Genomic DNA, 24,767 nt, shown 5'->3' on the forward strand with positions numbered 1-24,767 from the left:
CCGGCCATGACGCCGTGGAAGCTTCAGTGCCCACGCGCACATATATGCGATAGCCTTACCCTCCAGGGGAGGGTGGGAGCCTCACCCCTTCGGCGGGGCGAGCGGCTGCACGATCTCTTGGAAAGGCGGCAGTGCCTCGCAGCGATCGGAATGAGCAGACAGCGCCGGATAGCGCGCCGCATCGAACAGTTGCGGATGGGCCTCGCGGGTGAAGCGGGTGACGCAGGCCACCGCCACGTCTGCGTGGCCGATGCGATCGCCCAGCCAGTACGGCGTCGTCACCTTGGCGCGCTTGGCCTCGAGCACACCGAGCACGTCGGAGATCTGCGCCTGGCAACGCTCGACCCACAACGCGAGCTGCTCCTTCCGCAGCACGCGCTCGTAGAGCAGGCTCACCGCCTTGTCGCCGAGGCCTGAGGCGAGCGCGCAGATGCGCAAATGCCTGCGCCGATCGGCGCCGCCGCGCGGCAGCATCGCCTTCGCCTCGCCGACGAGCTCGTCGAGATAGTCGAGGATGACAGTGCTCTCGATCAGCGCCTCGCCGTCGTCGAGCACCAGGGTCGGCACGCGGCGCAGCGGGTTGTACGGCGCGATCTTGTCGGCATCGCCGAAGGTCGACCACGGCTTGTGCTCGAAGGCGAGCCCGTAAAGCTTCAGTGCAATGGCGACGCGGCGGACGAAGGGGGAATCATATTGGCCGATCAGGAACATGGTTCGCGCTCTTCTCGTTCAATGGGCACGGCAGGGCCGATCAGTATCCGCGAGAGGAGCGCTGCGGCGCAAGGAAGATATTGAACATGGAGCATTGAGCCGGATGCAACGGCGCGCTCGACTGCGTCCCGTGCAGCTCACGCGCGGCGCGCTCAAAGACCGTCCCGGATCTCGCGCTTGATGGCGGCGATCGCGGTCTCGTCGCGCTTGTACATCGTCCACTGCTTGATCCGCTTGGCACGCACCAGCTTTGCCGCCGTCAGCACCCGCATGTGCTCGCTCAAGGTCGGCGCGCTGACGCCGAGCTTTTCGGCGATCAGCAATCCGCAGACGCCGTCCTCGACCAGGTCGCCATCGGCCTGCTCGCGGAAATGCTTTCGCGGATCCCGCAGCCAATCCAGGATCTGCAGGCGGCGCTCATTGGCCAGCGCGCGCAAGGCGACTGCGAATTTCATTTAGCCATTTTGCTAATTACCTAATTGATGTCAACTCTCCGATGCGGTATGAAGGCTGCCATCATGACAGCGACAATGGACATCAATCGGGAGCGGATCGCGGCGACCGAGGCGGTCATCCGTCCGCATATCAGGCGCACGCCGCTCATTCAGGCCGACCTCGCCGATTTCGGCCTGCCGGCGGCGCCCGTCACGTTCAAGCTCGAGATGCTGCAGCATTCCGGATCGTTCAAGGCGCGGGGCGCCTTCGCCAATCTGCTGCTGCGGCAGGTGCCGGCGGCCGGCGTCGTCGCGGCATCCGGGGGCAATCACGGCGCGGCCGTCGCCTATGCGGCGCAGCAGCTCGGCATTCCCGCCACGATCTTCGTGCCCGACATCACCTCACCGGCCAAGGCCGAGCGCATCGGCGGCTATGGCGCCAAGCTCGTGATCGCCGGCAATCGCTACGCCGATGCGCTTGCCGCCAGCGAAGCGCATGTCGCGCAGACCGGCGGGCTTGCGGTCCATGCCTACGACCAGGCCGAAACCCTGCTCGGCCAGGGCAGCGTCGCCCTGGAGCTGGAGCAGGATGCGCCCGGCATCGACACGCTGCTGGTGGCCGTCGGTGGCGGCGGGCTGATCGGCGGCATCGCGGCGTGGTGCGCCGGCCGCACGCGCATCGTGGCGGTCGAGCCGGAGCAGTCGCCAACCCTGCATGCCGCCTTCGCGGCCGGCGCGCCGGTCGATGCGCCGGCCGGCGGCATCGCCGCCGACAGCCTCGCGCCGCGGCGCGTCGGCGCATTGATGTTTCCGATCGCGCGATCCCATGTCGAGCGTGTCGTCCTCGTCAGCGACGACGCGATCCGGCAGGCCCAGGCCGCGCTGTGGTCGCGCTTGCGCCTCGTCACCGAGCCCGGCGGCGCGGCCGCATTTGCCGCGCTGCTGTCCGGCCGCTATCTTCCCGCGGCCGGCGAGCGCATCGCGGTGCTGGTCTGCGGCGCCAACACGACGGCGGTGAATTTCGACAGCTAGTTGCGGAGATTGCATGATCAGGCCGGGCACCGTTTTCCTGATGTCGATCCTGCTTGGATTGCCGCTTGGCCGCGCCCAGGCGCAGGAGCGTCCCATCGGCTTCCTGACGCCGTCGCGAAACATCGTCTGCCAGGTCTTTGCCGATAACGGCCAGGGTGTACTTCGCTGCGACATCATGGTGACCGACACGCTGCCGCGCCCTCCCTCCGATTGCGAGCTCGACTGGGGCCACGCCTTCGAGATGAGCACCAAGGGCAGCGCCAGCCGCATCTGCGCCGGCGACAGCGTGATGGACGCCTCGCTGCCGGTGCTCGCCTATGGCGAGGTGTGGCAGCGCGCGGGCTTCACCTGCCGGTCGGAGCAGACGGGAGTGACGTGCTTCAACGCCATGCAGCACGGGTTTTCGCTGGCGCGGGCTGAGCAGAAGGTGTTTTGAGGTCGCAGAGAGAAGTGACATCCGGGAGAAGGTTTCCCGGATATCGCTGCGCTCATCCGGGCTACGGTCCTGCCGCAAGCTCAACCGTCATCCCCCACGCAACCGCGGAGCGTGTGGTGGCAGAGAATCGATACCGGCGCCCGCACTCCGTCATTGCGAGCGCAGCGAAGCAATCCAGGATCTTTCGGAGGAGGCAGCCTGGATTGCTTCGTCGCAAGGGCTCCTCGCAATGACGGTGAGGAGGCAGCCGCGCCCTATTCGATGATCGGCACATGCTTCGCGGCATCGCGCGGCGCCATGCCGTCGAGCCGCGGATCGTCGGCCACCTCGATCTGGCGGCGGAAGGGCCGGAAGCCGGAGCGCTGGTAGAACGCGACGGCGGAGAGATGATCGAAGGTGCAGGTGTGCACCCAGACGCGGTGGAGGTCGCGCGACCACGCGATCTCCAGCGCGCGGTTCATCAGGAAGCGGGCGGCGCCGGTTCCGATCAACGCTGAAGTGACGCCGAAATAGACCAGCTCGCACTGGCCGGGCTCGCGGAAGTCCAGCTCCAGCAGGCCTTCGTCGCGGCCGTCTACGACGACCGCGTAGACCTCGACGCCCGGCGCGCGGATAACCGCGGCGAGCTCGGCGTCGCTCATGCGCAGCCGCGAGAACCACAGCCATTCCTGGCCGACGCGGCGGTAGAGATCGCGGTACCAATCAAGCGCGGGCTGATCGACCTTGCGCAGGGTCCAGCTGCCTGGCGGATCATCGCGGCGTGCGGGAGGTGCGGTCATCTCCAGATGGGTGACGACCGCCGCGGTTTTCCCGGCGAGGACGTCGGAGTAACCATCAGGGAGGATCATTTTCTCACAACCATGTAGCCCGGATGGAGCGAAGGGTAACCCGGGAGTCGTGCCACAAGCGACAGCAGTCCCGGATTGCGCTTCGCTCCATCCGGGCTACGAAGTTCACCCTAGCGCTACCCCTCCCCCTCATCGCTCGCGAGCACGCCCTTCACTGCCCGCGCCCAGCCCGCGAGCTTGCGCTCGCGCGTCGCCTCGCTCATGTTCGGCTTGAAGCGGTGCTCGAGGCGCCAATTGTCGGCGAACTTCGTCGGCTCAGGATAGACGCCAGCGTGAAGGCCGGCGAGATAGGCGGCACCCAGCGCCGTGGTCTCCTGGATTACGGGGCGATCGACCGGCGCATTCAGGAGATCGGCGAGGCGCTGCATGGTCCAGTCGGAGGCGGTCATGCCGCCGTCGACGCGGAGCACGACGCTGGCGGTTTCCGAGCTCGGCCAGTCCGCGCGCATCGCAGCCCAGAGGTCGAAGGTCTGATAACAAACGCTCTCCAGCGCGGCATGGGCGAGCTCGGCGGGGCCGGTGTTGCGGGTGAGGCCGAACAGCGCGCCGCGCACGCGTGGATTCCAATAGGGCGCGCCCATGCCGACGAAGGCCGGCACGAGATAGACGCTCTGCATGGAGTCGGACTGGTCGGCGAGCGGTCCGGTCTCGGCGGCGTGCTTGATGATGCCGAGGCCGTCGCGCAGCCACTGCACCGCGCTGCCGGCGACGAAGATCGAGCCTTCGAGCGCGTAGGTGCGTTTGCCATCGAGCTGGTAGGCGACGGTGGTGAGCAGCTTGTTGTTGGAGACGACCGGCGTGGTGCCGGTGTTGAGCAGCGCAAAGCAGCCGGTGCCGTAAGTGGATTTCATCATGCCCGGGCGGAAGCAGGCCTGGCCGATGGTCGCGGCCTGCTGGTCGCCGGCGATGCCGGAGATGGCGATGGCGCCGCCGAACAGATCCGGCGTGGTCTCGCCGAAGCGGGCCGAGGAATCCTTCACCTCGGGCAGCATCGAGCGCGGCACGCCGATGATCTCCAGCAGCTCGTCGTCCCACTGGCCGGTGTGGATGTTGAACAGCAGCGTGCGCGAGGCGTTGGTGGCGTCGGTGGCGTGCACCTTGCCGCCGGTGAGGCGCCAGAGCAGGTAGCAGTCGATGGTGCCAAACATCAATTCTCCGCGCGCGGCGCGGGCGCGCGCGCCGGGAACGTGGTCGAGGATCCAGGCAACCTTGGTGCCGGAGAAATAGGGATCGATGATCAGGCCGGTCTTCTGCGAGATCACGGGCTCGCGACCGTCGGCCTTCAGCTTGGCGCAGATGTCGGCGGTGCGGCGGTCCTGCCAGACGATGGCGCGGTGCACGGCCTGGCCCGTGGCGCGGTCCCACACCACGGTGGTCTCGCGCTGATTGGTGATGCCGATCGCGGCGATGTCCTTTGCGCTGATGCCGACCTGCTCGATCGCCTCGCGGCAGACGATCACGGTCGAGGTCCAGATGTCCTCCGGCTCGTGCTCGACCCAGCCCGAGGCCGGGAAATGCTGCGGAAACTCGGCCTGCGCCTTCGCCGCAATGGAAATATCGCCGCGAAACACGATCGCGCGCGAAGAGGTGGTGCCCTGGTCGATGGCAAGGACGAAAGACATGGCGGCTTACCCTGGCGTTTACCCTTGGAGGGGTCATTGTGTCGCGCCAAAGGGAGCGGATTGGAGGCGGAAGGTCAAGGTTGGATGCAGGGCGCGACTGCCCTACCCTTCTCCCCTTGTGGGAGAAGGTGGCGCGCGGAGCGCGCCGGATGAGGGGTCTGCTTCAGCGCATACAAATGTGAGAGCATCACCCCGCGGAAGCAGACCCCTCACCCGTCTCGCCGCTTCGCGGCGAGCCACCCTCTCCCACAAGGGGAGAGGGAAGAAGGCTACACCGCCGCCGTCGTCACGCCGCCGTCGATGACGATGGTCTGGCCGGTCATGAAGCTCGAGGCGTCGGAGGCGAGGTAGGCGACGGCGCCGGCGATCTCGTCGGGTTCGCCGATGCGGCGGAGCGGCGTGGTGGCGGTGCGGCGCTTGAGCATGGCTTCGTCTTCCCACAAGGCACGGGCGAAATCGGTCTTGACGAGGCCGGGGGCGATGCAGTTGACGCGGACGCCTTTCGGGCCCCATTCGCCGGCGAGCGAGCGGCACAGCGCGAAGTCGGCGGCCTTGGAGATGCCGTAGGCGCCGATCACGGTGGAGCCGCGCAGGCCGCCGATCGAGGAGATGATGACGACGGAGCCGCTGCCGCGCTCGGCCATCTGCGGGATCGCGAGCGCGGAGAGCCAGATGTTGCTCTTGACGTTCGAGCCCATGATCTTGTCGAAGGCCTCGTCGGTGATGTCGAGCAGCGGGCCGTAATAAGGGTTCACCGCGGCGTTGCAGACGAGGATGTCGATCTTGCCGTAGTGTTTTGTGGCGCCCGAGATCAGCGCCTCGACCTCGTTCTTGCGCGCGATGTTGCAGGGGATGACGATGGCGTCACCGCCTGATGCGTTGATGCCGTCGGCGACTTCCTTGCAGGCTTCCGCTTTCCGGGAGGAGACCACGACCTTGGCGCCGAGCTTGGCGAGCAGCTCGGCCGAGGAGCGGCCGATGCCGCGGCTGGAGCCGGTGACGACGGCGACTTTTCCGGTGAGATCGAACGGGGTGTTTTTCATTGTTGTTGCTCCGCTGATGCCGCTTGTTCGGTGTCATCGCCCGCGAAGGCGGGCGATCCAGTATTCCAGAGACAGCTCGGCTGGAATCGAGAAGCCGCGGCGTACTGGATCCCCCGCCTTTGCGGGGGATGACAGTGTTGGTGTGGTCTAGATCAACTCAGACCAACCCACCCGCATCCGCGACGCGGCGCTGGTGGTAGTCGGTGTCGCCAAAGGTGTTCTCGATCATGGTGAGGCGCTTGAAATAGTGGCCGATCTTCGCCTCCATGGTCATGCCGATGCCGCCGTGGAGCTGGATCGCCTGCTGGCCGACGAATTTCAGCGACTTGCCGATCTGCACCTTGGCCGCGGCGATCGCGTTGCTGCGCTCCTTGGCGTCCTCGAAATCGTTCGCCATGGTCGCAAACATCGACATCGAGCGCGCCTGCTCAGTGGCGACGAACATGTCGGAGGCGCGGTGCTGCAGCGACTGGAACGAGCCAATCGCGACGCCGAACTGCTTGCGCGTCTTGATGTACTCGACGGTGGTCTTGAGCGACTCGTCCATCAGGCCGACCGCCTCAGCGCAGAGCGCGACACGGGCTTCGTCGACGACGCGCTCGATCAAAGCGAGCGAGTCCTCGGGATTGCCGATCGCGGCGTCGCTGCCGACTTCGACACCCGTAAAAGTGATGTCGGCGGCGTGCAGGCCGTCCTGGGTCGGGTAGGACTTCTTGGTGACGCCCTTGGCACTGGCCGGGACCAGGAACACGCCGACGCCGCCCTTGTCGCGGCGGTCGCCCTTGGTGCGCGCGGTGACGATGAGCGTGTCGGCGTTCTCGCCGTTGAGCACGACGAATTTCTCGCCGTCGATCACCCAGCCGTCGCCCTTCTTCTTCGCGGTCGTGGTGACATCGAACAGATCGTAGCGCGAGTTCTTTTCGAGCTGGGCGAAAGCCAGCGTCTTGCTGCCGTCGATGATCCCCGGCAGGTGCGCGGCCTTCTGCGCATCAGAGCCGGCATGACGCAGGAAGCCGCCGCCGATCACGACCGTTGCCAGATACGGCTCGAGCACCAGCGCCTTGCCGAGCGCTTCCATCACGATCATGGTCTCGACACCGCCGCCGCCGAAGCCGCCATCGGCCTCGCTGAAGGGCAGGCCGAGCAGGCCCTGCTCGGCGAGCTTGCCCCAGACGGCCTGGCTCCAGCCGCCCTTCTCCTTCATGTATTTCTTGCGTTGCTCGAAATCGTAGGAATCGGTCAGCAGGCCGTCGATGCTTTCCTTGAGAAGCCGCTGCTCCTCGTTCAGGTCAAAATCCATTTTATCTACTCTCCCGGTATCTGATTTCGTCATGCCCGGCCTCGTGCCGGGCATCCACGTTCTTCGTGCCGTTAGGCGTGGATGGCCGGGTCAAGCCCGGCCATGACGGCGAGTGCGTGGTGGCGGGCAGAAATCAAAGCCCCAGCACTGCCTTGGCGATGATGTTGCGCTGGATTTCGTTGGAGCCGCCGTAGATCGAGACCTTGCGGTTGTTGAAGTAGCTCGGCGCGATCTGGGCGGTCCAGTCCATGGCTTCGTTGGAGCCGTCGTCGCCGTGCACGTCGTAAGGAGCCGCGAACGGGCCGATCACTTCCATCAAGAGCTCGGTGGTGGTCTGCTGGATCTCGGAGCCCTTGATCTTCAGCACCGAGGAGGCCGGATTGGGCTTCCCCTTGCCGTGCTTGCCCTCGTCGGCGACGACGCGCAGCTGCGTCAGCTCGAGCGCCTTCAGCTCGATCTCGCAGGCCGCAAGCTTCTCGCGGAAGGCTGCGTCCTGGATGACCGGCTTGCCGCCCGACTCGACCTTGCCGGCGAGATCGCGGATGCGGCGCAGCCGCTCCTTGGAGACGCCGACGCGGGCGATGCCGGTGCGCTCGTTGCCGAGCAGGAATTTTGCGTAGTCCCAGCCTTTGTTCTCCTCGCCGATCAGGTTCTCGATCGGGACTTCGACGTCGTCGAAGAAGACCTCATTGACCTCGACGCCGCCGTCGATGGTCTGGATCGGGCGCACGGTGACGCCCTTCGACTTCATCGAGAACACGATGAAGGAGATGCCCATCTGCTTCTTGGCATTGTTGTCGGTACGGCAGAGGCAGAAGATCATGTCGGCGTGCTGGGCGAGCGTGGTCCAGGTCTTCTGGCCGTTGATGATCCACTTGTCGCCACGGCGCTCGGCCTTCGTCTTGAGCGAAGCAAGGTCGGAGCCGGAGCCCGGCTCGGAGAAGCCCTGACACCACCAATCGTCGACGTTGGCGATGCGCGGCAGGTACTGCTTCTTCTGCTCCTCGTTGCCGAAGGTGTAGATGACCGGGCCGACCATGCTGACGCCGAAGGCGAGCGGCTGCGGCGCCGGATAGGACTGCAGCTCCTCGTTGAAGATGTAGTGCTGCACGGAGGTCCAGCCGGTCCCGCCATATTGCTTGGGCCAGTGGCTGACGCCCCAGCCCTTCTTGTTGAGGATGCGCCACCACGTCACCATCTCGTCCTTGGTGAGGTGGCGGCCCTCGACCAGCTTGCGCCGCGTATCCGGCGGCACGTTGTCGCGGAAGAACGACCGCACTTCCTCGCGAAACGCCTGCTCTTCTTTCGTGAATGCGAGATCCATCGGATCCTCCTGTGAATTACTGCAACACTTCGAACAAGCCGGCCGCGCCCATGCCGCCGCCGACGCACATGGTGACGACCGCATACTTGGCCTTGCGGCGGCGGCCTTCGATCAGGGCGTGGCCGGTGAGGCGCGCGCCGGACATGCCGTAGGGATGGCCGACCGAGATCGCGCCGCCATTGACGTTGATCTTCTCGGGGTCGATGCCGAGCTTGTCGCGGCAATAGAGCACCTGCACCGCGAAGGCTTCGTTGAGCTCCCAAAGGCCGATGTCGTCGACGCTGAGGCCGTGGCGCTTGAGCAGGCGCGGCACGGCGAAGACCGGGCCGATGCCCATCTCGTCCGGCTCGCAGCCGGCCGAGACGAAGCCGCGGAAGATGCCGAGCGGCGCAAGGCCGCGCTTGGCGGCTTCCTTGTCGCTCATGATCACCGAGGCGCTGGCGCCGTCGGAGAGCTGGCTGGCATTGCCGGCGGTGACGGTGAAGCCGTCGCCGCGCACGGGCTTGAGGCCGGCGAGGCCCTCGATCGTGGTCTCTGGGCGCGGACCTTCGTCCTGCGACAGCGTGACTTCCTTCATCGACACGGCGCCGGTCGCCTTGTCGGTGACCGCCATCTGCGTCGTGATCGGCGCGAGCTCGTCCTTGAACTTCCCCCCCTGCTGCGCGGCGGCGGTGCGGCGCTGGCTCTCCAGCGAATATTCGTCCTGGCGTTCGCGCGAAATGCCGTAGCGCTTGGCGACGACCTCGGCGGTGTCGATCATGGGCATGTAGACCTCGCCCTTGATCTTGAGCAGCGCCGGATCCTGGGCGTGGAAGCCGTTCATCTTGTCGTTCTGGACGAGCGAGATCGACTCGCCGCCGCCGCCGACCGCGATCTCGACGCCGTCGAAGATCACCGAGCGCGCGGCGAGCGCGATCGCCTGCAGGCCCGAGGCGCATTGGCGGTCGATGGTGGTGCCGGCAACGGTGACGGGAAGCCCGGCGCGGAGCAGCGCCTTGCGCGCGATGTTGCCGCCGGTCGCGCCCTGCTGGAGCGCTGCGCCCATCACGACGTCCTCGACCTCCTTCGGATCGACCTTGGCGCGCGCGACGGCTTCGCCGATGGCGTGGCCGAGCAGCGTTGCGCCCTCGGTGGCGTTGAGCATGCCGCGATAGGCCTTGCCGATCGGGGTGCGGGCGGTGGAAACGATGACGGCGTCGGTCAAGAGCGACCTCCTGATGCAAGTGGGGTGGATTGCGGTGGTTTCTGCTGCTGGCGCAATTCGTGGCGCGACAATTTTCCGACCGGCGTGCGCGGCAGGTCGGCGACGAACTCGACCGCGGCCGGCAGTTCGTGCTTGCCGACCTTGCCGGCGAGCTGCGCGCGCAGTTCGTCGAGCGTGAACGGCTTGGCGTCCGGCTTCAGCTTGATGAAGGCTTTCGCGGCCTCGCCGCGATACTGGTCGGGAATGCCGAGCACGATCACCTCGTGCACGCCCGGAATGGTGTAGATCGCCTGCTCGATCATCTGCGGATAGACGTTGAAGCCGCCGGAGATGATCATGTCCTTCTTGCGATCGACCAGGAAGAAATAGCCGTCGGTGTCGACATAGCCGATGTCGCCGGTGAGGAAGCGGCCGTCGATGAAGGCCTCCGCGGATCCCGCCGGCTTGTTCCAGTAGCCTTTCGTGACGTTCGGGCCCTTGATGCGGATCTCGCCGACTTCGCCGGGCGGCAGCACGCGTGTCGGATCATCCAGCGCGACGACGTCGAGCTCGATGCCGGGCAGCATCAGCCCGATCGAGCCGGGCTTCTCAGGACCAACAGGCGGATGGCCGGTGCCGGGCGAGCAGGTCTCGGTCATGCCCCAGCCGCTGCGCAGCTTTTTGCCGACCTTGCGCTCGAAGAAATTCGCGATCTCGACCGGCAGCGGCGCACCGCCGGAGCCGATGGTGGCGAGCGACGAGAAGTCGCGCTTGTCGAGATCAGGGAGCGCGGCGATCGCGATCCACATCGTCGGCACGCCCGGAAAATAGGTCGCGCGCTTGACCTCGATGTCGCGCATCACGGCTTCGACGTCGAAACGCTGATGGATCGAGATCAGATTGCCGCGGCTGAGCGAGGACAAGAGCACGACGGTGAGCGCGTAGATGTGGAACAGCGGCAGCACGCAGATGACGCGTTCGATCACATCGGCGCGCGCGGCGCGGTTCGGCTTGCCCCAGACGTCATAGATCGACACCGCCGAGGTGAGGTTGCCGTGCGTCAGCATGGCGCCCTTGGGCAGGCCGGTGGTGCCGCCAGTATATTGCAGCAGCGCGACGTCGTCGGCCGTGACTTGCGGCCATTGCGAAGGTGCAGTGGCGCCCTCGACAAAGGTCTTGAAGGTGACGATGCGGGGATCCCCGGGGATCGGCGCCTGCGGCGTGCCGACCTTGCCCCAATCGTCGTCCTCGCAGACGACGAGGCGATCGATCAGGCCCTTCTCCAAAAATTTCAGCGCGGTCGGCAGCAACGCTTGGAGGTTCGAGGTGACGAGCACGCGCGAGCCGGAGTCGGAGACCTTGTGGGTCAGCGCGATCTCGCCGTCGAGCGGGGAGAGATGCGCGACGCGGGCGCCGGCTTTGAGCGCGCCGAAGAAATTGACGGGATGGTCCGGTGTGTTGCCGAGGAACAGCGCGACAGAGCCGTTCTTGCCGATGCCTTCGCGCAGGAACGCCGCAGCGGCGCGCTCAGCCATCGCGGCGAGCTCGGTATAGGTGATCGGGCGCTCCCGGAACTCCAGCGCGGTGCGCGGGCCGTAATCGGCGGCGGCTTTCGACAACAGGTCTGGCAGCGAGCCCTGGGCGATGGTGTCGTCCCAGTGCACGCCCTCGGGATAAAACTGTTCGCCGGGATGGGTCATGGAGTCCTTAAACCGCACAAACCGTCATTCCGGGGCGATGCGAAGCATCGAACCCGGAATTTCGAGATTCCGGGTTCGCCCTGCGGGCGCCCCGGAATGACTGAGAGTTGGAGCACAAAGCTCCCTCAAGCCGCCTTCGACGCCGCGGCCAGCGAGGCAAACGTCTTGCCCTCGGCCGCGAGCCTCTTCAGCAGCGGCGCGGGCTCGAGGCTGGGGTCGTTGGTCTCCTTGGCGTAGAACGACAGGCGATCGGCGATGTGCTTGAGGCCGACGCTGTCGGCCCAGAACATCGGGCCACCGCGATAGATCGGCCAGCCGTAACCGTAGAGCCAGACCACGTCGATGTCGGAGGGACGCGCCGCGATGCCCTCTTCGAGGATCTTCGCGCCCTCGTTGATCATCGGGTACATCATGCGCTCCAAAATCTCCTCGTCGCTGACGACGCGCTTCTTGCGGCCGAGACGCAGCAAGGTCTCGTCGATCAGCTTCTCGACATCAGGATCGGGCAGCGGCGCGCGGGAGCCGGCTTCGTACTTGTAGTAGCCCTTGCCGGTCTTCTGGCCGAAGCGGCCGGCTTCGCACAGCGCATCCGCGATCTCCGACTTGATGCCGCGATCTTTCCGCGAGCGCCAACCGATGTCGAGACCGGCGAGATCGCCCATCGCGAACGGTCCCATCGGCATGCCGAATTTTGTGACGACGGCGTCGACCTGCTGCGGCAGCGCGCCTTCGAACAGCAGCTTTTCCGACTGCTTGCCGCGCTGGGCGAGCATGCGGTTGCCGACAAAGCCGTCGCAGACGCCGACCACGGCCGGCACTTTTGCAATTTTACGCGCAATCGTAACGGCCGTCACGAGGGCATCCGGCGCGGTCTTGTCCGCGCGCACGATCTCGCACAGCTTCATGACGTTTGCCGGCGAGAAGAAGTGCATGCCGAGCACGTCCTGCGGACGCTTGGTCGACTTCGCGATCTCGTCAATGTTCAGATACGAGGTGTTGGAGGCCAGCACCGCGCCCGGCTTGACGTATTGGTCGAGCTTGCCGAACACTTCCTTCTTCACCGCCATGGTCTCGAACACGGCTTCGATGACGAGGTCGGCATCGCCGACATTCTCGATGCCGACGACGCCGTTGATCAGCGCCATGCGCTTGGCCGGCGCATCGGCCGGGATGCCGCCGCGCGCCGCGGTCGCTTCCCAGTTCTTCTGCATGATGCCCATGCCGCGCTTGAGCTGCTCCTCGCCGGTCTCGATCAGCGTGACGGGCACGCCGGCATTGGCAAAGGACATCGCGATGCCGCCGCCCATGGTGCCGGCGCCGAGAATGGCGACACGGTTAACGGGACGCGCCTTGGTGCCTTCGGGCACGCCCGCGACCTTGCTGGCCTCGCGCTCGGCGAAGAAGGCGTAGCGCTGCGCCTTGGACTGGTCGCTGGCGACGAGCTTCAGGAAGCCCTCGCGCTCCTTCTTCAGACCTTCGTCGAACGGCAGGTCGATGGCGTAGCCGACGGCGTCGGCCGCCGCGAACGGCGCTTCCAGGCCGCGCGACTTCTTGGTCATTGCGGCGACCGCGTTGGTGAAGATGGAGCGGTCGGCCTTGGCGGCCGCGATCTTGGAATCGTCGTCGCGCAGGCGGCGCAGCGGGCGCTTCTCGGCGATGAGCTTGCGGACGAAGGCCTCGCCGCCGGAGGCTGGGCCTTCGATGATCTCCTCGATCAGGCCGTTCTTCAGGGCTTCAGCGGCACCGATCGGATCGCCACCGACGATCATCTTGACCGCGAGCTCGGGCCCGACCGCGCGCGGCAGGCGCTGGGTTCCGCCGGCGCCCGGCAAGAGGCCGAGCTTCACCTCGGGCAGGCCGAGCTTGGCTTCTTTCACCGCACCGCGGAAATGACAGGCGAGCGCGACTTCGAGGCCACCGCCGAGCGCGGTGCCATGGATCGCGGCAACGACGGGCTTCGGCGAATTCTCGATCTCGGCGAGCACGTCGTTGAGCGCGGGCGGCTTCGGCGGCTTGCCGAATTCGGTGATGTCAGCACCGGCAATGAAGGTACGGCCGGCGCAGGTCAGCACGATGCCCTTGATGGCGGGATCGGCGATAGCGGCCTTGATGCACTCCAGAATGCCGCCGCGGACTGCGGCACTCAGCGCATTGACCGGAGGGCTGTCGACCGTGACGATGCCGACTTCATCATGACGCTCAAGCTTGACCACTTCGCTCACGGTGTCCCTCCTTGTGGGGATTTACTTTTGTTCGATTTCGCGGTGCGGAATTTAATTCCGCATCTTGACGGCAGGGTTATTTTGAAGCACGTGGCTTGTCAACGACTCCGCGCAAGAAGCAGATCAGGGATGAAGCGTACAGCAAAGAAGACCGCGACCGATCGGAATTTCGTCGTCGCGCTTTCCCGCGGACTGGACGTATTGCGCGCATTCCAACCCAATGACGGCCTGCTCGGCAATCAGGAGATTGCGGCCCGCACCAACCTGCCGAAGCCGACGGTTTCGCGCCTGACCTACACGTTGACGAAGCTTGGCTATCTGACGCCGGTTCCCCGCTTCGAGAAGTACCAGCTCGCGCCTGCAGCGATGTCGCTCGGCTACGCCGCGCTCGCCAATCTCGGCGTTCGGCATTTGTCCGAGCCGTTTCGCGAGGAAGTGATGCGCGCGACCGGCGGCGCCGTGGCCGTCGGCGGCCGCGACCGTCACAGCATGATCTATTTCGGGCAGAGTCGCGGCAGCGAGACGGTCGGCGTTCAACTTGACGTCGGCTCCCGCGTGCCGATTGCAACCAGCGCGATGGGCCGCGCCTATTTCTGGGCGCTCGACGACGAGGATCGCGCCGAATTGTCCCGCATGCTGCGCGAACATTACGGCAGCCGCTGGCCCAAGATGCGCGACGGATTGGAACGCTCCGGCGAGACCGTCGCGAAATACGGCTTCGCGATTTCGGTCGGCGACTGGCACGACGACATCGGTGCCGCCGGCGTCGCGCTCAGGCTCAACGACGGAACCGGACCTTACGCATTCAACTGCGGCGCGCCCGCATTCCGTTTCACGGAAGAGCGTTTGATCAACGACATTGGACCGCGTCTGCTGGCGATGGTAAGGAACATCGAAGCGGCACTCGGGGGATTGATGCCGCAATCCAAAAAAGAAATCAGCAAAAAGCTGAAATCAGGAGGGAAAGTTGCGCGTGTGGCCGAGGGGATCAGATAGCCTTTGTCATCACCGGGAGCGGTTCGCATCGCCCCTTCGCCCGCTGAACAAAGTGGGCGAGACGAGATGACGCAGGCACAGCTCGCGCAGGGAACATCGCCCCTGCTCGCGGTTCGCGACGTCAGCGTCGTGTTCGGCGGCATCGTCGCGCTCAATGGCGTGTCCTTCGACATGCACAAGGGCCAGATCCTCGGCTTGATCGGCCCCAACGGCGCCGGCAAGACCACGCTCTTCAACTGTCTCTCGCGGCTTTATCAACCGTCGTCCGGCGACATCCTGATGGAAGGCGTGAGCATCCTGTCGCGCCCGCCGCACCGCATCGCCGAGATCGGCATCGGTCGCACCTTTCAGAACGTGGCGCTGTTTCCGAACCTCTCGGTGATGGACAACGTCCGCGTCGGCGCCCATTCGAAGACCTCCAGCGACATCATCAGTGACTCCCTTCGGCTCGCCTGGGTCCGGCGCAGCGAGAGCGACGTCAACAAGAAGGTGCACGAGATCCTCGCTTATCTCGACCTCGAGGACGTCGCCCACACGACCGTCTCCGGCCTGCCGTTCGGCACGCAGAAGCGCGTCGAGCTGGCGCGGGCGCTGGCGGCCGATCCGAAGATCCTGCTGCTCGACGAGCCCGCCGGCGGCCTCAACCACGAGGAAGTCTATGTGCTCGGCGACCTCATCCGCCGCATCCGCGACGAACGCCACATGACCGTGCTGCTGGTCGAGCACCACATGGGCCTCGTGATGTCGATCGCCGACCATGTCGTCGCGCTCAATTTCGGCAAGAAGCTCGCGGAAGGCACCCCTAGCCAGGTGCAGGCGGACCCCGACGTCATCAAGGCCTATCTCGGGAGCAAGGACCAATGACGACACTGCTCAACGTCAAGGACCTGCGCGCCTATTACGGCCAGGTCCAGGCGCTCCATGGCCTGTCCTTCTCGCTCAACGAGGGCTCGCTGACGACGCTGCTCGGTGCCAACGGCGCCGGCAAGACCACCACGCTGCGCGCGATCTGCAACATGGTGCGATCCACCGGCGGCATCGAGTTCGACGGCAAGCCGCTCAACAACCGCTCCACCGAGAGCATCGTGCGCTTCGGCATCGCCCACGTGCCGCAGGGCCGCGGCACCTTCACCACCATGACGGTGGAGGAGAACCTCCAGCTCGGGGCCATCACCCGCAAGGACAGCGCCGGCATCGTCTCCGACATCGAGCGCATGTATGCGCATTTCCCGGTGCTGAAGCAGCGCCACACCCAGCAGGCCGGCACGCTCTCCGGCGGCGAGCAGCAGATGCTCGCGGTCGCCCGCGCGCTGATGCTGCGGCCGCGCCTGATGCTGCTGGACGAGCCGTCCTTCGGCCTTGCGCCACTCGTCGTGCGCGATCTGTTCGGCATCCTCGGCAAGATCAACCGCGAGGACAAGGTGTCGATCCTGGTGGTCGAGCAGAACGCCCAGCTCGCGCTCGAGCTCGCCGACCAGGCCTATGTGATCGAGACCGGACGCATCGTGATGTCGGGCAACGCCAAGGACATCGCGAACAACGAAGAAATCCGCAAATCCTATCTGGGTTACTGAGGAGCGATGATGGCAGCGATCTGTCCGCGCGCTCGTTACACCTCTCCCCGGCGGGGAGAGGTCGGATTGCGAAGCAATCCGGGTGAGGGGCCGCAGCCTCGCCGTGAGACCGTAACCCCTCACCCGCGCCTTCGGCGCGACCTCTCCCTAAGGGGGAGGTGGACCTTCGACGCCGTTACAGCTCAAACCCAATCTGGCAAGTTTTAGGGAGCCGGCACGATGGAGCTTTTCACCAACCAAGTCCTGGCCGGCATTGCCACCGGCGCGATCTACGCCTGCATGGCGCTGGCCGTGGTCATGATCTACCAGGCCATCGACCATCTCAACTTCGCGCAAGGCGAGATGGCGATGTTCTCGACCTTCATCTCCTGGCAGCTGATGCAGTGGGGCGTGTCCTATTGGGCCGCCTTCCTGATCACGCTGGCCTTCTCCTTCGTCGCCGGCATCGCGATCGAGCGGATCCTGTTCAAGCCGCTGGCGAAGGCGCCGGTGCTGACCAACGTCGCCGGCTTCATCGCGCTGTACGCGATCATCAACTCCTCGGCCGGTCTGCTCTGGGACTTCACCATCAAGCAGTATCCGACCCCGTTCGGCTCCGCGCCGTTCCTGGGCAGCCAGCTGATCTCGACCCACCAGGCCGGCATGATCGGCGTCACCGTGCTGCTGCTGCTCGGCCTCTACTTCTTCTTCCAGTACACCAGGATCGGCCTTGCCATGCGCGCCGCGGCCTCGGTGCCTGAATCGGCCCGCCTCGTCGGCATCAACACCTCCTGGATGATCGCGCTCGGCTGGGGCATGGCGACCGCGATCGGCTCGATCGCCGGCATGCTGATCGCTCCGGTCGTGTTCCTCGAGCCCAACATGATGGGCGGCGTGCTGATCTACGGCTTTGCCGCCGCGGTGCTCGGCGGCCTCACCAGCCCGTTCGGCGCCGTCGTCGGCGGCTTCCTCGTCGGCATCTTCGAGAACCTCGCCGGCACCTACATCCCCGGCGTCGGCAACGAGCTGAAGCTCCCGATCGCGCTCGCGCTGATCATCTCCGTCCTGGTCGTCAAACCCGCTGGCCTGTTCGGCCGGCACATCGTCAAGCGAGTTTGATCATGAGCGCTGCAGAAGAAGTCGTTGCAGAAGGCCACCAGGCGGTTGAGGCCGTTCCGAAGCGCGCCATGACGCTGGGCACCGGCACCTCGCTGGTGGTGCTGGCGGCGCTGATCATCGCACCCGTCTTCGTCAAGAACTTCATCATCTTCCAGATGACGATGCTCCTGATCTACGGGCTCGCGGTGCTGGCGCTCAACATCCTGACCGGCGGAAGCGGCCAGTTCTCGCTCGGCCAGAGCGCGTTCTACGCCGTCGGCGCCTACACGACCGCGGTGCTGATGGAGCACTTCAACGTCAATTATGCGCTGACGCTGCCGGTTGCCGGCGTGGTCTGCTTCGGCTTCGGCTTCCTGTTCGGACAGCCGGCGCTGCGGCTCAGCGGCGTTTACCTCGCGCTCGCGACCTTCGCGCTCGCGACCGCGATGCCGCAGCTGCTCAAGCTGAACTTCCTCGAGCACTGGACCGGCGGCGTGCAGGGCCTCGTCGTCACCAAGCCCGACGCGCCGTTCGGCCTGCCGATGTCGCAGGACATGTGGCTGTACTACTTCACGCTCGTCGTGACGATCGCGATCTACATCTTCGCGGTGAACCTGTTGCGCTCGCGCTCGGGCCGCGCCTTCATGGCGATCCGCGACAACGAGATCGCGGCCTCCGCCATGGGCGTCGACGTCGCGCTCTACAAGACGCTGGCGTTCGGCGTCTCCGCCGCCATCACCGGCATCGCCGGCTCGCTCGGCGCCATCGCCGTGCAGTTCGTCGCGCCCGACAGCTACACCATCACGCTCGCGATCTCGCTGTTCCTCGGCATGGTGGTCGGCGGGGTCGGCTGGCTGCCCGGCTCGATCGTCGGCGCCGCCTTCATCATCTTCGTGCCGAACATCGCGGAGGGCATCTCCAAGGGCCTCTCCGGCGCCGTGTTCGGCGTGCTCCTCTTCCTCGTCATCTACCTCGTGCCGCACGGCGCAAGGCAGGTCGCGATCCTAGGCCAGCAGCTCGCCGGCAAGCTCAGGAAGACCTGAAGACCCGTTCGTTAAACCAAGGAGACCCGAATTGCTTTTTGAAAGAACACTCCGAGCCGCCGCGCTGGTCACGGCAACGGCGGCCTTCACTGTCACCTCCGGCGCGGCACTCGCGCAAAAGAAATACGACACCGGCGCTTCCGATACCGAGGTCAAGATCGGCAACATCATGCCGTATAGCGGGCCGGCGTCGGCCTACGGCATCATCGGCAAGACCGAAGAAGCCTATTTCAAGATGATCAACGACAAGGGCGGCATCAACGGCCGCAAGGTCAATTTCGTCACCTATGACGACGCCTATTCGCCGCCGAAGGCGGTCGAGCAGGTCCGCAAGCTGGTCGAGAGCGACGAGGTGCTGGCCGTGTTCAACCCGCTCGGTACACCCTCGAACACCGCGATCCAGAAATACCTCAACGCCAAGAAGATCCCGCAGCTGTTCGTCGCCACCGGCGCCACCAAGTGGAACGACCCGAAGAACTTCCCCTGGACCATGGGCTGGCAGCCCTCGTACCAGAGCGAAGCGCAGATCTACGCGAAGTGGCTGATGAAGGAGAAGCCGAACGCCAAGGTCGCGATCCTCTATCAGAACGATGATTTCGGCAAAGACTACCTCAAGGGCACCAAGGATGGCCTCGGCGCCAAGGCCTCGTCCATGATCATCCTGGAGGAGAGCTATGAGGTGTCCGAGCCGTCGATCGACGGCCACATCGTCAAGATCAAGGCCGCCAATCCCGACGTGCTGCTGATCTATGCGACGCCGAAATTCGCCGCGCAGACCATCAAGAAGACGGCCGAGCTCAGCTGGAAGCCGCTGCAGATCCTCACCAACGTGTCGATCTCGGTCGGCAGCGTGATGAAGCCGGCGGGCTTCGAGGCCGCGCAGGACGTGCTGTCGGCGGCCTATGCCAAGGACTCCACCGACCCGCAGTGGAACAACGACCCCGGCATGAAGAAGTGGAACGAGTTCGTCGACAAGTACATGCCCGGCGCCGACAAGACCGACACCGGCATGGTCTACGGCTACGGCGCAGCCTCGACGCTGGCCAAGGTGCTGGAAATGTGCGGTGACGATCTCACCCGCGCCAACCTGATGAAGCAGGCGGCCTCGTTGAAGGATTTTGCACCGGACACCCTACTGCCCGGCGTCAAGATCAACACCAGCGCCACCGACTTCGCCCCGATCGCGCAGCTCCAGATGCAGCGCTTCAAGGGCGAGAAATGGGAACTCTTCGGCGAGATCATCAGCGGCGACGTCGCCTCCGAGTGACAAGCTGACGCGACAGTCCGAAACAAGAAGCCCCCGCGAACGATCGCGGGGGCTTTTTGTTGACGTCGGGCGCCAATCTTGTTCAATGCGCCGATCCGAGCCCGGGTAGGAGAACAATGACTGCCGTTCGTCTTCAGGTTGCGTCCCCGTGGGTCGCACTCGCGTTGTGCATTGCGATGACCGGCCCTGTGCTGGCGCAAAAGAAATACGACAGCGGCGCTTCCGATACCGAGATCAGAATAGGCAACATCATGCCCTATAGCGGGCCGGCCTCCGCCTATGCCGCGATCGGCAAGGCCGAGGAAGCCTATTTCAACAAGGTCAATGCCGAGGGCGGCATCAACGGCCGCAAGATCAAGTTCATCTCCTATGACGACGCCTATTCGCCGCCGAAGACGGTGGAGCAGGCGCGCAAGCTGGTCGAGAGCGACGGGGTGCTGCTGATCTTCGGCTCGCTCGGCACCTCCACCAACACCGCGATCCGCAAATACATGAACGAGAAGAAGGTGCCGCAATTGTTCGTGGCGAGCGGCGCCTCGAAGTGGAACGATCCCAAGCAGTATCCGTGGACCATGGGCTGGCAGCCGAGCTACGCCAGCGAGGCGCGCATCTACGCCAAATACATCATGAAGGAGAAGCCGGACGCCAAGATCGGCGTGCTCTATCAGAACGACGATTTCGGCAAGGACTATCTGAAGGGCTTGAAAGACGGCCTCGGCGCGAAGGCGTCGATGATCGTGATGGAGGACGGCTACGACACCGCCGAGCCGGCGATCGACGAGCACGTCGTGAAGCTGAAGGCCTCGGACGCCGACGTCTTCATCAGCATCACCACACCGAAATTTGCGGCCCAGGCGATCAAGAAGGCGGCCGAGATCAACTGGCATCCGGTCCACATCATCTCCAACGTCTCGGCTTCCGTCGGCGGCGTGCTCGAGCCGGCGGGCATCGAGATCTCGCAAGGCATCCTGTCGGCGACCTACACCAAGGACGGCTCCGACCCGCAATGGAACTCCGATGACGGCATGAAGAAGTTCTATAACTTCATCGCGCAGTACGACCCCAAGGCCAACAAGCTCGATGCCGGCGTGGTGTTCGGCTATGCCGCGGCGCAGACCATGGTGAAGGTGCTTCAGATGTGCGGCGACGATCTCACCCGCGAGAACGTCATGAAGCAGGCGGCGAGCTTGAAGGATTTCGCGCCCGACACCTTGCTGCCGGGGATCAAGATCAACACCGCACCGGACAATTTCGCCCCGATCGAGCAGCTCCGGATGATGCGCTTCAAGGGCAAGAAATGGGAGCTGTTCGGCGACATCATCTCGAGCGACCACGGCCATTGAAGTCCAGACAACTCTAGATCGCTCGTGACTTGTTAAACAACTCCAGACAGCTGCGCCGTCTCGCAATCGCACACGGGCGCGCGGCCGCCACTGACTACTAAAGACGCAGCCCCCGCGACGCCGTTGCGGGGGCTTTCTGTTGAAGGCACCTGCCAAATCGTATTGAATTGCGGCCGCGTCACCAAAAACAAGCAAGACAAGAAAAGGAAGCGCACACACACCAAGAAAATAGGGAGATTGGAATGCCCGCTGTTACCGGCAAACTTGCGGCCGCGTCACTGGCGCTCGCGCTCATTGCGGCCTCGACCTCCACTGCATCGGCCCAGAAGAAATACGATACCGGCGCCACCGACACCGAGATCAAGATCGGCAACATCATGCCCTACAGCGGACCGGCCTCCGCCTACGGCATCATCGGGCGGACCGAAACCGCCTATTTCAAGAAGATCAACGACGAGGGCGGCATCAACGGTCGCAAGATCAACTACATCTCTTACGACGACGCCTATTCGCCGCCGAAGACGGTGGAGCAGGCGCGCAAGCTGGTCGAGAGCGACGAGGTGCTTTTCATCTTCAACTCGCTCGGCACGCCGCCGAATTCGGCGATCCAGAAATACATGAACTCGAAGAAGGTGCCGCAGCTGTTCGTCGCCACCGGCGCCACCAAGTGGAACGATCCGCAGAACTTCCCGTGGACCATGGGCTGGCAGCCCAACTACCAGAGCGAGACGCAGATCTACGCGAAGTGGCTGCTCAAGAACAAGCCGGACGCCAAGATCGCCGTGCTCTACCAGAACGACGATTACGGCAAGGACTACCTCAAAGGCCTGAAGGACGGCCTCGGCTCGAAAGCGGCCTCGATGATCGTGATGGAGGAGAGCTACGAGACCTCCGAGCCGACCATCGACAACCACATCGTCAAGCTGAAATCGACCGGCGCCGACGTGTTCATGAACATCACGACGCCGAAATTCGCGGCCCAGGCGATCAAGAAGAACGCCGAGATCGGCTGGAAGCCGCTGCACTTCCTCAACAACGTCTCGGCCTCGGTCGGCAGCGTGATGAAGCCCGCCGGTTTCGAGAACGGCCAGGACATCATCTCGGCCGATTATCTCAAGGACGTGTCGGATCCGGAGTGGAACAACGATCCCGGCATGAAGGAATTCCTCGCCTTCATGACCAAATACTTCCCCGAAGGCGACAAGCTCGACAAGGGCACCATCGTCGGCTACGCCGTGGCGCAGACGCTGGTCCAGGTGCTGAAGCAATGCGGTGACAATCTCACCCGCGAGAATATCATGAAGCAGGCCGCCAGCCTGAAGGACTTCCGCACCGAGGCGCTGCTGCCGGGCATCCAGATCAACACCTCCGCGACCGACTTTGCGCCGATCAGCCAGCTCCGGCTCGAGAAGTTCAAGGGCGAGCGCTGGGAACTGTTCGGCGATGTGATCAGCGCCGACGTCGGCGGCTAAAGCGCGATGAGATCAGGATGAATCGTCATCGCGCTTTAGGTTGTTGTTTACGCATGATCTTTCCGGAAAACCGCTTCGCACTTTTCCGGATCATGCTTTAGCCGGACGACGCCCGCGACGCTTCAAGCCCCCTGCGAGACGATCGCAGGGGGCTTTTGCTTGCGCGCCGATTATGATCACGCGATTGCACAATCGAATGATGGTAAAGCCTGCTTACGCTTTGGCGCCCGATGCGCTAGGCAGGGGAACGGCGACCTCGCCGCCATCGCTTCTGTCCGCTGAGGGCTTTTCGTCATGACCGACCGACGTCCCCTGCTCCGCGCGCTCTACGACGCCGCCGTTGCCGCCGCCCATCCGAGCACGATCCTGGCGCCGCATCTGCGCCCCCTGCCCAAGGGGCGCGTGATCTGCCTTGCCGCCGGCAAGGGCGCCGGCGCGATGGCCGCCGCGGCGGAGCGGCATTATCTCGACACGCTGGGGCTCGCGCCGGAGCGCCTCGTCGGCATCGCCACCACGCGGCACGGCTACGGCGTGCCGACGCGCCGCATCCGCGTGGTCGAGGCCGGCCATCCCGTGCCGGACGAAGCTGGCCTCAAGGGCGCGGCCGACACGCTCGCGCTCGCGAGCGAGGCCGGCCCCGATGATCTGCTGCTGGTGCTGCTCACCGGCGGCGGCTCGGCGAACTGGATCGCGCCAGTGGACGGCATCAGCTTTGCGCAGAAGCAGGCGGTCAACAAGGCGCTGCTGCGCTCGGGCGCGCCGATCGGCGAGATGAACACGGTGCGCAAGCATCTGTCGCGGATCAAGGGCGGCAGGCTCGCGCGCGCCGGCAAGAATGCCGCCGAGATCGTCACGCTCGCGATCTCCGACGTGCCGCATGACGATCCCTCCGCGATCGCCTCCGGTCCCACCGTGCCCGATCCGACCACGCTGGCGGATGCGCGCGCGATCGTGGCGAAATACAAGCTCGCCATCGACGATGCCGTCCGCCGCGCGCTCGACGTTCCCGCCAACGAAAGCTGCAAGGCTGATGATGCCGCCTTCGCGCGCGCGACGTTCGAGCTGATCGCGCGTCCCAAGCAGTCGCTCGACGCGGCGGTGAAGCTTGCGCAAGAAGCCGGCTACGAGACCATCGATCTCGGCGCCGACCTCGAGGGCGAAGCCCGCGAGGTCGCGGCCGAGCACGCCAAGCTCGCGCTTCAAGCCCGCGCGCGAGGCAAACGCGTCGCGATCCTCTCCGGCGGCGAGCTCACGGTCACCGTGCGCGGCAATGGCCGTGGCGGCCCCAACCAGGAATATGCGCTGGCGCTCGCCGACCTGCTGCAAGACACGCCTGACATCGCGGCGCTCGCCGGCGACACCGACGGCGCCGATGGCGGCGCCGGCCACCCGACCGATCCCGCCGGCGCGCTGATCGATGCGGCGACGTTTGCCAAGATGAAGGCGCTGGGGCTTCAGGCGCAGGCCTCTCTCGACAACAACGATGCCACCACGTTCTTCGAGGCGACGGGGGATCTCTTGCAGCCGGGCCCGACGCTGACCAACGTCAACGACATCCGTGTGATCCTGGTGGATTAGGCGCGCCCTGTTCGACGCCACCGCGGCCTGACCCGGCCTACCGCTTGCCGCTGACGTGCTCCAGCAGTGCAAGCAGGCCCTTCAACAGGTCCGTCGGCGCCGGCGGGCAGCCCTTGATGTGCAGATCCACCGGAATGGTCTCGGACACGCCGCCAACGCAGGCGTAGCTGCCTCTGAAAAGACCGCCATCGATAGCGCAGCCGCCGACCGCGACGACCCATTTCGGATCGGGCGTCGCATTGTACGTCCGCTCGAGCGCCTGTCGCATGTTTTTCGTCACCGGACCCGTGACCAGCAGCACGTCGGCATGGCGTGGCGATGCGACGAAGCGCAGGCCGAAACGTTCGACGTCGTAGAAGGCGTTGGACAGCGCGTGGATCTCCAGTTCGCAGCCGTTGCAGGACCCGGCATCGACCTCGCGAATGGCAAGAGAACGCCCCAGCGTGGCCTGGGCAGCGCGATCGACTTTCGCGGCGAGCTCGGCCAGTGCCGAATCGTCCGGCGCCGGCGCGGGCTCCGTCAGCGAACCATAGGTGAGGCTTTCGAGCAGGGTCTTGCGCAT

General features: G+C 65.1%; 22 protein-coding genes. 11 read left to right on the forward strand and 11 right to left on the reverse strand.

Features of this window, described 5'->3' with window-relative positions; translation table 11 throughout:
- Window positions 1-81: 81 nt before the first annotated feature.
- Window positions 82-711 (reverse strand): glutathione S-transferase family protein, encoded by a 630-nt coding sequence (locus tag AAFG16_RS43515; RefSeq protein WP_342735167.1) that lies wholly within the window; start codon window positions 709-711, stop codon window positions 82-84.
- A gap of 152 nt (window positions 712-863) precedes the next feature.
- Window positions 864-1,166: a winged helix-turn-helix domain-containing protein gene (locus AAFG16_RS43520; protein WP_027561229.1), complete on the reverse strand. Its 303-nt coding sequence runs from the start codon at window positions 1,164-1,166 to the stop codon at window positions 864-866.
- Between the two features lie 27 nt (window positions 1,167-1,193).
- Here AAFG16_RS43520 and AAFG16_RS43525 point away from each other — a divergent pair, with 27 nt between their 5' ends.
- Both AAFG16_RS43525 and AAFG16_RS43530 read left to right on the forward strand, forming a co-directional pair.
- On the forward strand, window positions 1,194-2,177 hold the full coding sequence (locus tag AAFG16_RS43525) for a threonine/serine dehydratase (RefSeq protein WP_342735170.1): 984 nt from the start codon (window positions 1,194-1,196) through the stop codon (window positions 2,175-2,177).
- A gap of 13 nt (window positions 2,178-2,190) precedes the next feature.
- On the forward strand, window positions 2,191-2,613 hold the full coding sequence (locus tag AAFG16_RS43530) for a DUF6636 domain-containing protein (protein WP_342735172.1): 423 nt from the start codon (window positions 2,191-2,193) through the stop codon (window positions 2,611-2,613).
- Window positions 2,614-2,867: 254 nt separating this feature from the next.
- Here the strand turns inward: AAFG16_RS43530 and AAFG16_RS43535 are convergent, their stop codons facing one another.
- The 8 genes from AAFG16_RS43535 to AAFG16_RS43570 all read right to left on the reverse strand — a co-directional run bounded on the left by AAFG16_RS43535 (window position 2,868) and on the right by AAFG16_RS43570 (window position 13,855).
- Window positions 2,868-3,461 carry a GNAT family N-acetyltransferase gene (locus AAFG16_RS43535; protein WP_342735174.1) on the reverse strand — a complete coding sequence of 198 codons (594 nt, stop codon included), beginning with the start codon at window positions 3,459-3,461 and terminating at the stop codon, window positions 2,868-2,870.
- Window positions 3,462-3,577: 116 nt separating this feature from the next.
- Window positions 3,578-5,083, reverse strand: coding sequence for a glycerol kinase GlpK (glpK, locus tag AAFG16_RS43540; RefSeq protein WP_342735176.1), 1,506 nt, complete (start codon window positions 5,081-5,083; stop codon window positions 3,578-3,580).
- A 269-nt stretch (window positions 5,084-5,352) separates the two neighbouring features.
- Window positions 5,353-6,126, reverse strand: coding sequence for an SDR family oxidoreductase (locus AAFG16_RS43545; RefSeq protein WP_342735178.1), 774 nt, complete (start codon window positions 6,124-6,126; stop codon window positions 5,353-5,355).
- 157 nt (window positions 6,127-6,283) lie between these two features.
- The gene (pimD, locus tag AAFG16_RS43550; protein WP_342735180.1) at window positions 6,284-7,426 is read right to left on the reverse strand and encodes a pimeloyl-CoA dehydrogenase small subunit; all 1,143 of its coding nucleotides are present in this window, start codon (window positions 7,424-7,426) and stop codon (window positions 6,284-6,286) included.
- Window positions 7,427-7,559: 133 nt separating this feature from the next.
- Entirely contained in the window at window positions 7,560-8,750 is a 1,191-nt protein-coding gene (pimC, locus tag AAFG16_RS43555; RefSeq protein WP_283082322.1) for a pimeloyl-CoA dehydrogenase large subunit, read from the reverse strand.
- A 16-nt stretch (window positions 8,751-8,766) separates the two neighbouring features.
- Window positions 8,767-9,954 carry an acetyl-CoA C-acyltransferase gene (locus tag AAFG16_RS43560; RefSeq protein ID WP_342735183.1) on the reverse strand — a complete coding sequence of 396 codons (1,188 nt, stop codon included), beginning with the start codon at window positions 9,952-9,954 and terminating at the stop codon, window positions 8,767-8,769.
- Complete coding sequence (gene pimA, locus AAFG16_RS43565; RefSeq protein WP_342735185.1) at window positions 9,951-11,633, reverse strand: dicarboxylate--CoA ligase PimA; 1,683 nt, start codon at window positions 11,631-11,633, stop codon at window positions 9,951-9,953. Before pimA ends, AAFG16_RS43560 begins: the two co-directional genes overlap by 4 nt.
- A gap of 125 nt (window positions 11,634-11,758) precedes the next feature.
- Window positions 11,759-13,855, reverse strand: coding sequence for a 3-hydroxyacyl-CoA dehydrogenase NAD-binding domain-containing protein (locus AAFG16_RS43570; protein WP_342735187.1), 2,097 nt, complete (start codon window positions 13,853-13,855; stop codon window positions 11,759-11,761).
- A 129-nt stretch (window positions 13,856-13,984) separates the two neighbouring features.
- On the opposite strand from AAFG16_RS43570, the gene AAFG16_RS43575 reads away from it, so the two are divergent.
- From AAFG16_RS43575 to AAFG16_RS43615, 9 genes are all read left to right on the forward strand, one after another.
- A complete protein-coding gene (locus AAFG16_RS43575) occupies window positions 13,985-14,851 on the forward strand; it encodes an IclR family transcriptional regulator (protein ID WP_283087102.1) in 867 nt (288 codons plus the stop codon).
- A 66-nt stretch (window positions 14,852-14,917) separates the two neighbouring features.
- On the forward strand, window positions 14,918-15,715 hold the full coding sequence (locus AAFG16_RS43580) for an ABC transporter ATP-binding protein (protein WP_283082326.1): 798 nt from the start codon (window positions 14,918-14,920) through the stop codon (window positions 15,713-15,715).
- Complete coding sequence (locus AAFG16_RS43585) at window positions 15,712-16,425, forward strand: ABC transporter ATP-binding protein (RefSeq protein WP_008135694.1); 714 nt, start codon at window positions 15,712-15,714, stop codon at window positions 16,423-16,425. The genes AAFG16_RS43580 and AAFG16_RS43585 overlap by 4 nt, the downstream gene beginning before the upstream one ends.
- 219 nt (window positions 16,426-16,644) lie before the next feature.
- Window positions 16,645-17,523: a branched-chain amino acid ABC transporter permease gene (locus tag AAFG16_RS43590; RefSeq protein ID WP_283082327.1), complete on the forward strand. Its 879-nt coding sequence runs from the start codon at window positions 16,645-16,647 to the stop codon at window positions 17,521-17,523.
- Window positions 17,524-17,525: 2 nt separating this feature from the next.
- Window positions 17,526-18,545 (forward strand): branched-chain amino acid ABC transporter permease, encoded by a 1,020-nt coding sequence (locus tag AAFG16_RS43595; protein WP_283082328.1) that lies wholly within the window; start codon window positions 17,526-17,528, stop codon window positions 18,543-18,545.
- 31 nt (window positions 18,546-18,576) lie between these two features.
- Complete coding sequence (locus tag AAFG16_RS43600) at window positions 18,577-19,812, forward strand: ABC transporter substrate-binding protein (RefSeq protein ID WP_283082329.1); 1,236 nt, start codon at window positions 18,577-18,579, stop codon at window positions 19,810-19,812.
- 116 nt (window positions 19,813-19,928) lie between these two features.
- Entirely contained in the window at window positions 19,929-21,155 is a 1,227-nt protein-coding gene (locus AAFG16_RS43605; RefSeq protein WP_342735191.1) for an ABC transporter substrate-binding protein, read from the forward strand.
- Between the two features lie 242 nt (window positions 21,156-21,397).
- A complete protein-coding gene (locus AAFG16_RS43610; protein ID WP_283082331.1) occupies window positions 21,398-22,627 on the forward strand; it encodes an ABC transporter substrate-binding protein in 1,230 nt (409 codons plus the stop codon).
- A gap of 294 nt (window positions 22,628-22,921) precedes the next feature.
- Window positions 22,922-24,205: a glycerate kinase gene (locus tag AAFG16_RS43615; RefSeq protein ID WP_342735193.1), complete on the forward strand. Its 1,284-nt coding sequence runs from the start codon at window positions 22,922-22,924 to the stop codon at window positions 24,203-24,205.
- 37 nt (window positions 24,206-24,242) lie between these two features.
- On the opposite strand, the gene nuoB is transcribed toward AAFG16_RS43615, so the two are convergent.
- Window positions 24,243-24,767, reverse strand: coding sequence for an NADH-quinone oxidoreductase subunit NuoB (gene nuoB / locus AAFG16_RS43620; protein ID WP_342735195.1), 525 nt, complete (start codon window positions 24,765-24,767; stop codon window positions 24,243-24,245).

Source organism: Bradyrhizobium sp. B117 (assembly GCF_038969555.1).
In the GTDB taxonomy this organism is placed as follows: domain Bacteria; phylum Pseudomonadota; class Alphaproteobacteria; order Rhizobiales; family Xanthobacteraceae; genus Bradyrhizobium.